Annotated in this window: 15 protein-coding genes; 10 read left to right on the top strand and 5 right to left on the bottom strand. The window is 71.3% G+C overall.

Annotated elements, in window-relative coordinates:
- Positions 1-15 precede the first annotated feature (15 nt).
- From ABZ815_RS15780 to ABZ815_RS15755, 6 genes are all read left to right on the top strand, one after another.
- Positions 16-525: a helix-turn-helix domain-containing protein gene (locus ABZ815_RS15780; RefSeq protein ID WP_357698184.1), complete on the top strand. Its 510-nt coding sequence runs from the start codon at positions 16-18 to the stop codon at positions 523-525.
- Complete coding sequence (locus tag ABZ815_RS15775; RefSeq protein WP_357698183.1) at positions 518-2005, top strand: glycerol-3-phosphate dehydrogenase/oxidase; 1488 nt, start codon at positions 518-520, stop codon at positions 2003-2005. Before ABZ815_RS15780 ends, ABZ815_RS15775 begins: the two co-directional genes overlap by 8 nt.
- Positions 2006-2115: 110 nt before the next feature.
- The gene (locus tag ABZ815_RS15770) at positions 2116-2985 is read left to right on the top strand and encodes a sucrase ferredoxin (protein WP_357698181.1); all 870 of its coding nucleotides are present in this window, start codon (positions 2116-2118) and stop codon (positions 2983-2985) included.
- Between the two features lie 100 nt (positions 2986-3085).
- Positions 3086-3397, top strand: coding sequence for a WhiB family transcriptional regulator (locus ABZ815_RS15765; RefSeq protein WP_125634885.1), 312 nt, complete (start codon positions 3086-3088; stop codon positions 3395-3397).
- A 463-nt stretch (positions 3398-3860) separates the two neighbouring features.
- A complete protein-coding gene (locus ABZ815_RS15760) occupies positions 3861-5081 on the top strand; it encodes an esterase-like activity of phytase family protein (RefSeq protein ID WP_357698179.1) in 1221 nt (406 codons plus the stop codon).
- Positions 5082-5149: 68 nt separating this feature from the next.
- Positions 5150-5947: an alpha/beta hydrolase gene (locus tag ABZ815_RS15755; protein ID WP_357698177.1), complete on the top strand. Its 798-nt coding sequence runs from the start codon at positions 5150-5152 to the stop codon at positions 5945-5947.
- A 6-nt stretch (positions 5948-5953) separates the two neighbouring features.
- Here the strand turns inward: ABZ815_RS15755 and ABZ815_RS15750 are convergent, their stop codons facing one another.
- Positions 5954-6583, bottom strand: a complete 630-nt coding sequence (locus tag ABZ815_RS15750; RefSeq protein ID WP_357698175.1) for a TetR/AcrR family transcriptional regulator — start codon at positions 6581-6583, stop codon at positions 5954-5956.
- 83 nt (positions 6584-6666) lie between these two features.
- Between ABZ815_RS15750 and ABZ815_RS15745 the strand changes: the two genes are divergently transcribed.
- The gene (locus ABZ815_RS15745) at positions 6667-7299 is read left to right on the top strand and encodes a hypothetical protein (protein ID WP_357698173.1); all 633 of its coding nucleotides are present in this window, start codon (positions 6667-6669) and stop codon (positions 7297-7299) included.
- Here the strand turns inward: ABZ815_RS15745 and ABZ815_RS15740 are convergent, their stop codons facing one another.
- Entirely contained in the window at positions 7300-7533 is a 234-nt protein-coding gene (locus ABZ815_RS15740) for a DUF397 domain-containing protein (protein ID WP_352327185.1), read from the bottom strand. It lies immediately after the preceding gene.
- Positions 7534-7667: 134 nt separating this feature from the next.
- A complete protein-coding gene (locus tag ABZ815_RS15735; protein WP_357698171.1) occupies positions 7668-8549 on the bottom strand; it encodes a helix-turn-helix transcriptional regulator in 882 nt (293 codons plus the stop codon).
- Positions 8550-8780: 231 nt separating this feature from the next.
- On the opposite strand from ABZ815_RS15735, the gene ABZ815_RS15730 reads away from it, so the two are divergent.
- Positions 8781-9152, top strand: coding sequence for an ATP-binding protein (locus ABZ815_RS15730; protein ID WP_357698169.1), 372 nt, complete (start codon positions 8781-8783; stop codon positions 9150-9152).
- A gap of 32 nt (positions 9153-9184) precedes the next feature.
- Here ABZ815_RS15730 and ABZ815_RS15725 read toward each other — a convergent pair whose 3' ends face one another.
- Positions 9185-9811: a phosphoribosyltransferase family protein gene (locus ABZ815_RS15725; RefSeq protein WP_357698167.1), complete on the bottom strand. Its 627-nt coding sequence runs from the start codon at positions 9809-9811 to the stop codon at positions 9185-9187.
- Positions 9812-9965: 154 nt separating this feature from the next.
- A complete protein-coding gene (gene rsgA, locus ABZ815_RS15720; protein WP_357698165.1) occupies positions 9966-11063 on the bottom strand; it encodes a ribosome small subunit-dependent GTPase A in 1098 nt (365 codons plus the stop codon).
- Positions 11064-11405: 342 nt separating this feature from the next.
- Between rsgA and ABZ815_RS15715 the strand changes: the two genes are divergently transcribed.
- Both ABZ815_RS15715 and ABZ815_RS15710 read left to right on the top strand, forming a co-directional pair.
- The gene (locus tag ABZ815_RS15715; RefSeq protein WP_357698304.1) at positions 11406-11894 is read left to right on the top strand and encodes a sigma-70 family RNA polymerase sigma factor; all 489 of its coding nucleotides are present in this window, start codon (positions 11406-11408) and stop codon (positions 11892-11894) included.
- Entirely contained in the window at positions 11891-12613 is a 723-nt protein-coding gene (locus ABZ815_RS15710; protein ID WP_357698164.1) for a zf-HC2 domain-containing protein, read from the top strand. The genes ABZ815_RS15715 and ABZ815_RS15710 overlap by 4 nt, the downstream gene beginning before the upstream one ends.
- Positions 12614-12633 lie beyond the last annotated feature (20 nt).

Here is a 12633-nt window from a genome sequence, read left to right as displayed (position 1 = left end):
CATACACTGTGACACATGACGTCGAACCGTCACAATGAGGGCGTGCTGGACGCGGCGCGCGCGTGCGTGCTGGCCTACGGCGTGCGCAGGACCACGCTCACGGACGTGGCCAGGCGGGCGGGCGTGTCGCGGATGACGATCTACCGCCGCTGGCCGGACGTGCGCTCGCTGGTCGCCGACCTGATGACGCGGGAGTGGGTCGCGGTGGTGTCGCGGCTCGACCTGTCCGATCCGGTACGCGCGATCGTGGACGGCGTACGCGGGCTGCGCGCGCACCCGCTGTGGCGGAAGATCGTGGAGGCGGACCCGGAACTGCTGCTGCCGTACCTGCTGGACCGGCGGGGGGCGAGCCACGAGGCGGTGCTGGCCCTGCTGGAGCCGGCCGTCGGCGGCCCGGCCAGGGCGCGGGCCGTGCTGCTGGTGGCCCAGTCGTTCCTGCTGTCGGCCCCCACGATGCTCGACCCCGTGACGCTCGACGACCTGGACGCCGAACTCGCCGCGCTGCTGGAGGCCTACCTTGGATAGCTCGCTGAACGCCCGCAGAAGGTCGTACGAACTGGGCGTGGTCGCCGGGGAGCGGCTCGACGTGCTGGTGGTGGGGCTCGGTGCGACGGGAGCCGGCGCGGCCCTGGACGCCGCCTCCCGCGGCTTGAGGGTAGCCGCGATCGACGCGCACGACCTGGCTTTCGGCACGTCGAGGTGGAGCTCCAAGATGGTCCACGGCGGGCTGCGCTACCTGGCCAAGGGCCAGGTGGACGTGGCCTACGAGAGCGCGGTCGAGCGCGGCATCCTGCTCAGGACGACGGCTCCGCACCTGGTCAAGGCGCATCCGTACCTGCTGCCGCTGACGCCGGCGGTCGACCGGCGGCAGGCCGCCGTGGTGATGGCCGGCTACCGGCTCGGCGACGGGCTGCGGACCGCCGCGCGCACCCCGCGCCGCCTGCTGCCCGGCCCCACGCGGCTCGGCGCGGCGCGCGCCCACACGCTCGCCCCGGTGCTGGCGCGCGACGGCCTGCGCGGCGGCCTGCTGTCGTGGGACGGCCGGCTGCTCGACGACGCCCGCCTGGTCGTGGCGCTGGCCAGGACCGCCGCCGGGCACGGCGCCCGCGTCCTGACCCGCTGCCGGGCCCTGCGGCTCACGGACGAGGGCGCCGAGGTGCGCGACGAGCTGACCGGCGAGCAGTTCACCGTCCGGGCCAGGGCGGTGGTCAACGCGACGGGCGTGTGGGCCGGGCAGCTCGACCCGGCGGTGCGGCTGCGTCCGTCCAGGGGCAGCCACCTCGTGCTCGACGCGGGGACGTTGCCGGGGCTGATCGCCGGCATGCACGTGCCCATTCCCGGAGAGACCAACCGATTCGCGCTCGTACTTCCCCAGGGCGACGGGCGCGTCTACGTCGGGCTGACCGACGAGCCGGTGGACGGGCCGGTGCCGGACGTTCCCGATGTGCCCGCGGAGGACGTCACAGCGCTCCTGGAGGTGCTGAACGGCATCCTTGAGGCCCGGGTGACCCCTGAGGCGGTCGCGGGCGCGTACGCGGGCCTGAGGCCGCTCCTGGCCGCCGACGGCCGCACGGCGGACCTCTCGCGCCGGCACGCGGTCCTGTCGGACGGCGGCGTGGTCACGGTCGTCGGGGGCAAACTCACCACATACCGGCGAATGGCCGAGGACGCTGTGGACCGGGCAGTCTCCCTCAAAGAGCTCGACGCCGGACCGAGCCGGACGAAGAAGATCCCCCTGGTCGGCGCCGGACCGCAGCCGGGCGGCGTGCCGGCGCGGCTCACCGAGCGGTACGGCAGCGAGGCCGAGGCGGCGTACGAGCTGGTCAAGGCCCATCCGGAAGAGGTCGGGCTCGGCCTGACCAAGGGCGACCTGCTCTGGTCGGTCCGGCACGAGGGCGCGCTGGACGAGGCCGACCTGCTGGACCGAAGGACCAGGATCGGCCTGGTCGCCGCCGACCGCGTCCGGGCGCTGCCCGCGACACGCGACGCGCTCGGGAACCGGTGACCCCGCCCCCAAACCCGCCGTTGCGTTAGGTTATCCTTACCTAATTCGTCGGGAAGGGGGAGGCGTTGGCGAGGGGCTGCGAGCACATGGCGGGCTGCCACACGGGAGCCATGCCGACCCTGGCCAGCGCCACCGTGGGAGCCAGACTGTGGCTGCTCGTCGAGTACGACGGCCCCTGGCCCTCCCACCTGGAAAGCTTGCAACTTCCTGAAGAAATCTCCGAACTCGTGCGCCGAGCGCTCGAACGCGGTATCAGGCCCCAGCTCATCAGGCGTCCGGGGAGGCGAACCCGCCAGCGGGACCAGGGAATCCGTGTGCTATTGGCCTACGCGGCGGGCGACCACCCCTGGTTGGCCCGCGGTGTCGTCGCAGGTCCGGACGATCTTGACCTGGACGCCTTCGTGGCGGGAGTGCTCCCGGAGTCCTGCATACTTGAAGACGAGCCGGTATTTCTGGTCTGCACGCACGCCAAGCGCAATGTGTGCTGCGCCCGCATTGGACTACCCCTCGCTCGGTCGCTGGCCGAATCTTTGCCCGACAGAGTGTGGGAAACGTCACACGTTGGCGGCGATCGCTACGCCGCCAACCTCGTGTGCTTGCCACACGGAATTTTCTACGGCAGCATGTCTCAGGCTGCTGCACTGGCAGCGGCTAACGCGTACCGGTCGGGCGAGGTCATTCTCGACCGTCTCCGGGGGCGCGCAGGCATCCCTGAGCCATTGCAAGCCGTCGAGCATTTTGCCCGAGCCCATACGGGAGAGTGCTCCGTCGGCGCAGTGGCCGTGGAATCCTCCAGGTCGGACGGCGACGTCACCGAAGCAGTCGTGCGCTGCGGAGACGTCCGGTTCCAGGTTGTGGTTGAGCCATCGGCGTTCACAGCGCCGTGTGGTACGGCTTGCGCCGAGACGATCACCACCTACCGGCTGGTTTCGCTGGACAGGCTCACGCCTGTGCGGTACGCCACGCCCGCCCTCGCCTGACTAGGGAACATCACGGCCCGTCCTTGCGTTGGAACAGTGACGCCAAAAGCGTCCAATGCGGCTCAATTACCGAAATACCTCTCACGAAGGTGGTTTTCTCATGTCTCAGGTACGTCGGCAGCTCGCCCGCCCGCGCCCCAGCTGGGGTTGGCAGGATGATGCCGCGTGCCGGGGTGAGGATCTCGTGCTCTTCTTCGGCCCCGACGGGGAGCGGCAGCCCGAGCGTGACGTACGTGAGCGGAAGGCCAAGGCGATCTGCGCCGGGTGCCCTGTCCGCAACGAGTGCCTAGACTACGCGCTGTCCCGGCCGGAGAAGTACGGCACGTGGGGCGGTCTCAACGAGGACGAGCGCGCCAGCGAGCGTCGCCGTCGCATGCGCCGCGCCGCCAGCGCCGGCATCTCCGCCGCCTGACACACCTCGGCAGCATCAACGATCATCGCGTGATCACTCAGTTGTCCCGATGAACCGGAGCCTGGCCTTCCATGTCCAGGCTCTGGCGAACCCGGTCGGGGTAACTGCCTGATCAGGCCCGAGATCGTCATCCCGGACACACCCGGCCACCCCCGCCCGATCCTGGGCAGGGGTGGCCGTCGCGGTTTCCACCGCACCCACCTTTTCTCCGGGCCTTTCCGTCTTTCCTGCGGACTCGACCTTTCTCCCGAGCGTGTCCGCCTTTCCTCCCGGCTCGGCCTTTCCTCCGAGCTTGGCCGCCTCTTTCCCGGCTCGCCCCTTCCTCCAGGCGGGCCTTTCTTGTGGACGTACCCGCCTTGGTTTTTTCTGCGGGCTTGGGTGTGTTTGCTCCTGGTATGGCCGGTTTCCTGGCGGTTGCCCGTTGTTCGGAATGCCGTCATGTGGCGCCTCTAGCGTGCCCGCCATGAGACGCATCACCACCTTGACGTGCGCGGCGGCCATGACGCTCGCCCTCGCCGCCCCCGCCACGGCCGCCCTGGCCGACCCCGCTCAGCCCGAGGGCCGGGGCAGCGCGACGTTCGGCCGCGCCACGCTCACCGGCTTCGCCGCGCTTCCCGCCCAGACCTACGTCCCCCGGAGCGAGCCGTCGGGCTCGCTGCTCGGCACCGCGCCGGTCAACGGCGTCACCCCGCCCTTCCCCGGCCAGCCCGTGCAGGGCTTCAGCGGCATCGCCCGCCGCCACGACGGCAGCTTCGACGTGCTGTCCGACAACGGCTTCGGCAACAAGGCCAACAGCGCCGACTTCCTCCTGCGCGTGCACAACGTCAAGCCGGACTTCGACGCCAGGACGGTCGAGGTGCTCGGCGGCTTCAACCTCACCGACCCCCGCGGGCTCGTCCCGTTCGCCCTGACCCGCCCGGACCGTACGCTGACCGGCTCCGACTTCGACGTCGAGTCGATCGTGCGCGCCACGGACGGCACCTACTGGATCGGCGACGAGTTCGGCCCGTTCCTGCTGCACTTCGACCGCAAGGGCCGGCTGCTCGACGCCCCGATCGAACTGCCCGGCGTCAAGGCCCCCGAGAACCCCTACCTGAACGGCGGCCGTCCCAACCTGGCCGGCAGCAAGGGCTTCGAGGGCATGGCCAGGTCGGTGGACGGCCGCAGGCTCTACCCGCTGCTCGAAGGCACGGTGAACGGCGACCCGGCGGGCACTCTGCGGATGAACGAGTTCGACCTACGCAAGCGCGCATACACCGGGCGCACGTGGACGTACCGGCTGGAGGACCCCTCGCACTCCATCGGCGACGCCGTCGCCGTGGACGAGAACCGCTTCCTGATCATCGAGCGGGACAACCTCCAGGGCGACGCCGCCAAGGTCAAGCGCGTCTACCTGGCCGACACGCGGGACCGGGACCACGACGGCGCACTGGACAAGACGCAGGTGGCCGACCTGCTCGACCTGGCCGACCCGCGCGGCCTCGGCGGCACGCCCGGCACGTTCCGGTTCCCGTTCCAGACCATCGAGGACGTGGTCGTGCTCGACGACCGCACCCTGGCCCTCCTGGACGACAACAACTTCCCCTTCTCCAGCGGCCGCACGCCGGGTCGTCCCGACGACAACGAGTTCATCACCGTCCGCCTCTCGCGCGGCCTTCAGGCGGATCCGCGAATTTTTCGTTAGAGGCATGTAGAGAGGCGCGGGCCGGCTCCGACCTCCTGGTGACACAAGCACGAAGAAGGAGTCCGGCAATGCAGTCCACGCTTCAGACCGTCACCTCGGCCGACGGCACCCGCATCGCGTTCGAGAGCGGCGGCGACGGCCACCCGGTGATCCTGGTGGGCGGCGCGTTCAACGACCGCACCACCGTCGCCGCCCTCGCCACCGCGCTCGCCCCCGGCTTCCGCGCGATCGCCTACGACCGCCGCGGCCGGGGCGGCAGCGGCGACGCGCCCGCCTACGCCGTCGAGCGCGAGATCGAGGACCTCGCGGCGCTGATCGAGCACGCGGGCGGCTCGGCGAGCGTCTTCGGCCACTCCTCCGGCGCCATCCTCGCGCTGGAGGCCGCCGCGTACGGGCTGCCGATCGCCCGCCTGGCCGTCTACGAGCCGCCGTACGTCGTGGACGGCGCCCGCACCCCTCCCGGGGACGACTTCGCCGAGCGCCTGCGCGCCCTCATCGCGCAGGACCGTCGCGACGACGCCGTGGCGCTGTTCCTGACCGAGGGCGTCGACGTGCCGGAGGAGACCGTGGCGGGCATGCGCTCGGAGGGCGTGTGGGGCTGGTTCACCGGCCTGGCGCACACGCTCCCCTACGACGCCGCCGTGTGCGGTCCGGGGCAGCTCCCGCCGGTCGAGCGGCTGTCCCGGATCACCGTGCCCACCCTGGCGATCGGCGGCGACCAGTCTCCGAAGTGGATGCTCGACGCCGTACGGGCGGTCGCCGAGACCGTGCCGGGCGCGCGGCACCTGGTGCTTCCCGGCGAGGACCACGGCGTGCTCGGCCGGCCCGAGGCGCTGCGTCCGGTCCTGGCGGATTTCCTGTCCTGAGCGGGATCATCCGCTCGCGCGGCTTCTGCCGAGGGCGTCCCGCAGCTCCGCCGCCGCCGCGGGGGTCAGCAGGGGGTGGGAGTAGAGGTCGAGCAGGGTGAGCGCGAGCAGGTGGGCGCCCTCGGGGCTGAACACGTCCACGCCCAGGCCGCGGGAGACGTGCTTGTGCAGGACGCCGATCGACAGCGACATGGCCGTGGACACCGTCGCGCGGGCCTTGCGGCCGGCGAACGGCTCGTCCGTGCGGGTCTCGTCGAGCTCTTCGAGCCACCGCTCGCTCAGCTCGGCGATGCCGTCGAACAGCGGCTCCGCCCAGCCCTCGGCCAGCGCCCGCGCCACGTACAGCCGGTAGGGCGCCAGCGCGTCGAGCGCGGCGGCCACGGGGTTGCTCCCGGCGGGCACGGCGCCGGCGCGGACATCGCCCTCGATGCGCCGGACGATCCTGATCAGGTGCTCGTCGCACGCCTCGCGCAGCGCCCGCTTGGAGCCGTAGTGGTGGCGCAGCAGCCCTGGGGACACGCCCGCGGTCTCGGCGATGGCCCGGGTCGTGGCCCCCTCGAAGCCGTGCTCGCCGAAGTGCAGCAGCGCCGCCTCCCTGATGCGGGCGCGCGCGGTGAGGTCTTCGGGCTCGGTCATGCGGTACGGCTCCCGTCCGGACGTGCGGATCGTGACGACCCTACACGCGGACGCACGAAGCGGACGGAGATAAGGTGCGCCCTATGCCGGATTCACCGCTCGTGACCGCGGACGACCTCGACGAGGCCGTCGCCCTCGCCGTCGACAGCCTGCGGGACGCGCCGCCGCAGGCGTGGGAGGAGCAGGCGGGCTCGCTGGAGTGGACCTGCTGGGAGACCGTCGAGCATCTCGCCGACGACCTGTTCTCCTACGCCGCCCAGCTCGGGCTCAGGGTGCCGCCGCTGGACACGTACGTGCCCTTCGCACTGGACCGGCGCAGGCCCGGCGGCCCGAACAACGCCGTCCACGCCGACCGCGCGGCCGGGCCCGTCGGGCTGCTGCAGGTGCTCCAGGCCAGCGGCGCGCTGTTGTCGGCCATGGTCCGCACCGCGCCGCCGGGGGCCGGAGGTCATCACATCTTCGGCACGGGGGACGCGACGGCGTTCGCCGCGATGGGCCTGGTGGAAACGCTCGTGCATATGCACGACGTGTCCGCTGGGCTCGGCCTGGCCTGGGAGCCGTCCGCGGATCTGTGCTCGCGGGTGCTGGCCCGCCTGTTCCCCGACGCCCCCGTGGACACCGCCCCGTGGGCCACGCTGCTGTGGGCGACCGGCCGCGGCGAGCTGCCCGGACGCCCGCGCCTGCCCCGGTGGCGCTGGTACAACGAACCCCGCTGATCAGACGATCAGGTCGTCGAACTCCCCGTCCTTGGCCCCGAGGACGAACGCGCTGATCTCGGCCTGCGTGTACACCAGCGCGGGGCCGTCGGGGAACCGGGAGTTGCGCATGGCGATCTCCCCCGTGGGCAGGCCCGCGACCTCGACGCAGTTGCCGTTGGGGTTGCTGCGCCTGCTCTTGCGCCATACGACGGGGAGGTGACCGGCGGGGGTTCCGTTCCGGAACTCGTGCATGGGGGACAGCTCCTAGCGATCTTACGGATGCACGTGCATCCGCGTTTGCGCTGACCATACGACAGCACGACAGACTCCATATACCGGATGCCCAAAAATCCGACTATGGAGTGGATCACAGGAGTTTCAGCAGCTCATCCGGAAATGAACTGTTCCAGAAAGCGCCTCGTCTGCTTCGGCTCCAGCGCCTGGATGCTCAGCCGGTCCATGACCTCCATGAAGTGGTCGGAGTCTGCCGGCTTGTCCAGATAGAGGGCGCTGGTGAGCTGCTCCATGTAGACCACGTCGGGCAGCTCGCGCTCGGGGAAGCGCAGGATGCTGAACGAGCCACCGGCCGCCGCGTGCCCGCCGCTCTCGAACGGCACCACCTGGACGGTGACGTTGCGCTCCTCCGTGGCGTCGAGCAGGTGGCGGACCTGCTCGCGCATGACCTCGGCCCCGCCGAGCGGCCTGCGCAGGACGGCCTCGTCGATCACGGCCCAGAGCTTGAGCCCGCTCTCCAACCGCCTCTGCCGGGTGGTGCGCAGGGTGACGCGGCGGTCGAGCTCGGAGTCGAGCGCCTTCTCGTTGCCGAGCCGGATGACGGCCTTGGCGTAGGCGGGCGTCTGCAGGAGGCCGGGGATGAACTGGTTCTCGAACGTGCGGATGGCGGAGGCGGCGCCCTCCAGACCGATGTAGACCTCGAACCAGCCGGGGAGCAGGTCGCCGTACTTGTGCCACCAGCCGGGGGCGTTGGCCTGCAGGGCCAGGGCGAGCAGCGGCTCCCGGTCGTCGGGATCGGTGACGCCGTAGAGGGTGAGCAGGTCGGCGACGTCCCGCTGCTTGAAGCTGACCTGCCCGAGCTCAAGTCGGCTGATCTTCGCATGAGATGCGCGAATGGAGTATCCGGCATCCTCTCGGGAGATGCCCTTCTCGGTACGGAGTCTGCGCAGTTGCGTACCCAGCAGGATCCGCAGCACCGTCGGGCTTCCCGGCGAGTAGCTGAGAAGCTTTCCCTCCGCGCTCTGTGCGCTCACTCGACCGCTCCTAGATCATCTGCACGTGCAGATGGTATTCGCATCGGTAAAACACGAAAAGTCTTGCATCAATAACCACACCCCGTAAAGATGGGCACTGGATCACCAGACCGCGCTTCGGGGGCCAGGATGACGACTTTCGACGCTCGGCCGCAAGCCGCCATAGGTTCCGGGCCACCAGGGTGGCTCGCCTCCATTCTGGTGGATGGGCGGGCCGGACCGTGCGACGCGGTGTTCCCGTTCCACGAAAGCACCGCGTCCGAGCCGGGGTGCGTGGCGATGGCCCGGCGTTTCGTGGACCAGACCCTCACCTCGTGGGCGGTCGCCGACGTGGCCTTCGACATGCAGCTGGTGGTCTCCGAGCTGGTCACGAACGCGATGCGGCACGGCGGCGGGGCCGTACAGCTGCGGCTGCTCTTCCGGCGGCCCGAGCTGGCCTGCGTGGTGACCGACCACAGCCAGACCGTCCCGGTGGCGGCGCAGACCGACGTGTTCGCCGAGTTCGGGCGCGGGTTGCGGCTGGTGGACGCGCTCTGCAGCGCATGGGGCTGGTTCGCCCCCGGCAGCTCCAGGAAGCTGGTGTGGGCGGTCCTGTCCACCTAGGCACCAGCCTGAGCGTCGGTGTCCGGTAGGGGTCATCTCCGGTTCAGGAGGTCGAGCACGTCGGCGTCGGTGAGCTGGTCGAAGTGCTCGTACCACTGGCCGACCGCCCTGAAGTCGACCGGGGTCAGCAGCACCACCACCTCGTCGGCCTCCGCCCGCATCATCCTGACGGTGTCCTCGGCGCCGACCGGCACGGCCAGCGTCACCTTGGCGGGACCGGCGGCGGCGACCGCGCGCAGGGCCGCCCTCGCGGTGACGCCCGTGGCCAGTCCGTCGTCCACGACGATCACCTCGCGACCGGCCAGCGGCGGCAACGGCCGGCCGCCCCGGTACACCTCCACCCTCCTGGCCAGCTCGTGCCGCTCCCGCTCGACCACGCCGGCCACGTCCTCGGGCGTCATGCCCAGCCGGTCGAGCATCGTCAGGTCGAACACCGGCTCGCCGCCCTCGGCGATCGCCCCCACCCCCAGCTCGGGCGCCGGCGGGTAGCCGATCTTCCGGGTGACGAGCACGTCCAGCTCCCCGCCGAGCCGTCGTACGACGGGCACGGCCACGGCGACCCCGCCGCGCGGCAACGCCAGCACGACGGGGTTGTTCACCTCCGGCAGCCGCTCGGCCAGCAACGCCCCGGCCTCGGCCCGATCCGCGAACAGCTCCATGACCTGTGCCTACCCCCACAACCCGCCCTACTCGCCTCCCCCACCAGGAGGCGGAAGGAGTGCGGGCTCGCCCCCACCTCCCGCACCGAGCGGAACAGGAGGTGGGCCCGGCCACACCTTCCGCGTCAGGCAGGGCGGGAGGTGGGCTCGGGGATCAGGGGCGGTTGCGGTTGGAGCGGCGCATCTCCTTGTGGATGATCTTCCACTTGTTCTGCTGCTCCTTGCGCAGCCGCGCGTCCGTACGGGACGCCATCCACGCGGCCTCGCGTTGCAGCTTGCGCCAGCTCTGCAGCCGGCGCTCGGGCAGCTCGCCGCTCTCCATGGCGTCCAGGACCGCGCAGCCCGGCTCGCTCACGTGCCCGCAGTCGGCGAACCGGCACCGCTGGGCCAGCTTCTCGATGTCGGAGAAGACGAGATCCACGCCCTCCCCGATGTCGTAGAGGCCGATGCGCCGGATGCCCGGGGTGTCGATGATCAGGCCGCCGCCGGGCAACGGGATCAGCTCCCGGTGGACGGTCGTGTGCCGCCCGCGCCCGTCGGCCGCGCGGACCTGCTGGGTGTCCATCGCTCCCATGCCGGCCAGCGCGTTGACCAGCGTGGACTTGCCCGCGCCGGACGGCCCGAGCACGACCGCCGTACGGGAGCCGTGCAGGTAGCTCGCGGCCAGCGAGACCCCCTCCCCCAGCAGCGAGGAGACGGCGTGCACGTCGATGCCCGGCGCGGCGGCGCGTACGTCGGCCATCAGCTCGTCGAGCCCGGCCTCGAACAGGTCGGATTTGGTCACCAGCACGACGGGCGTGCCGCCGGACTCCCAGGCCAGCGCCACCAGACGCTCGATACGGCCCAGGTCGGCGAAGTCGGTCGCGTGCATGGACGGCTCGGCCACGAAGACGACGTCGACGTTGGCCGCCAGCACCTGGCCCTGACCGTCGCCGGACAGGCCGCCGACCGAGTCGCGGCTCACGCCGCCACGGACGAACGCGGTGGTCCTGGAGAGCACCTGGTCGAGCTCGTACCGGCCTTCGGGCAGCCATCTGAGCGCGGCCCAGTCGCCGACGCACGGCAGGGCCACCGGGTCGTCGGCGGAGGAACGGCGCACGCGGGCGCCGTACTTGACGTGGTGCTGCCCGTCGGCGGCGATCACCTCGGCGGCGCCGCGGTCGACGCGGGCCACCCGCGCCGGGACGGTGTCAGCGGGAAGCTCGGCGGCGCGCAGGTCGGTCCAGCCGAGCAGGGAAAGATCGTGAGACAAGACGGTGAAACCTTTGATCGAGAAGGAAACGGGCAGCTCAGACGAGCCCCCGGAGGTAGAGGGACGGCAGACGGAAAAGAACGACCCGCATGGTCCTCACCTCCTCGATCGGTTGCGCAAGCGACTCTAACCACCTGTCCCGGGCGATGCAATCGGATTATCTTCGCCGATCCGTTGAACCCTGCCAGGGCGGCCGAGCGTACTCCCTCCCGACGGACGCGAGAAAGGGGAATGATGCGGATCAGCACGTATCCCCCGCCCTCGGCGGAGGACGCGGCCCCGGCGGGCAAGACGCGCCTACGCCACTTGATCCGGCGGGTGCGGCCGGACGACGAGGTGGTCGTGTCCGCGCTCTACCGGGAGTACCACCGGCCGCTGCTGGCCTTCGTGGTACGCCTGACGGCGGGCGACCGGCAGTGGGCGGAAGACGTGGTGCAGGAGACGATGATCCGGGCCTGGCGCAGCGCCGAGCGGCTGGACCCCGACTCGGTCTCGCTCATGCCCTGGCTCGCCACCGTGGCCAGACGTATCGTGATCGATGACCGGCGGCGCAGAGAGGCGCGCCCGCCGGAATCGGGCGACGGCGCGCTGGACAGCGTGCCGGTGCCGGACGAGTTGGAGGGGCTGCTGCACCAGGTGGTCGTGTCAGAGGCGCTGAAGGCGTTGTCACCGGCGCACCGCGAGATCCTGAACGAGACGATCCTGCGGGACCGGTCGGTCAACGACGCCGCGGCGGCGCTCGGCATCCCGGTGGGCACGGTGAAGTCCCGGGTCTACTACGCGGTCCGCGCGCTGCGGGTCGCGCTGGAGGAGCGGGGGGTGACGGCGTGAGCCCGGGAGTCGAGCACACCGACGTGGGCGCCTACGCCCTCGGCCTGCTGGAGGCGGACGACCGGGTGGCCTTCGAGGCCCACCTGCGCACCTGCCCCTCCTGCCGCTTCGAGCTGTCGGACCTCGCGGGGGTCGCCGACATGCTGCACGGCCTCGGCCCCGTGGAGGACGCCGGCCCTCCTCCCGATGAGGGGCAGGCCGCCGTGGTCGACCTGCTCCGCCGTAAGAAGGCGGCCGACCGGCGGTCGCACAGGGGCACGTTCCTGCTCGGGATGGCGGCGGCGGTCGCGCTGGCGGCCGGCGGGCTGACCGTCGGCACACAGCTCACCGGCGGCGGCGACCCGCCGCAGGCCATGGCGGGGCGCACCGACCACATGGGCCCGGCCGAGCAGTTCTACGCCGACGGCACGCCGATCGCGGGCAAGGGCGTCGACGGGGTGTCTGGCGGCCTGGTGGTGGAGTCGAAGGCCTGGGGCACGCACGCGGCGCTCAAGCTGTCGGGGGTGAAGGGGCCGCTGGAGTGCGAGCTGGTGTCGGTGGGCAAGTCGGGCGAGCGGCGCGTGATGACCGGCTGGGCGGTTCCGGCGCCGGGTTACGGGGTGCCGGGCTCGCCGGCCCCGCTCTACATGCACGGCGGCAGCGCGACGCCGCTGAAGGAGATCGACCGCTTCGAGGTGGTCACCAGGACGGGCACGACCCTGCTCACCGTCAAGACCTGAGCCCCGCTTCGGTGAAGGCC

The organism is Nonomuraea sp. NPDC047529 (assembly GCF_040642995.1).
Lineage (GTDB): Bacteria > Actinomycetota > Actinomycetes > Streptosporangiales > Streptosporangiaceae > Nonomuraea.
Note: the sequence above shows the minus strand (reverse complement) of the source record. Positions and strands in the feature narration are given on the sequence as shown.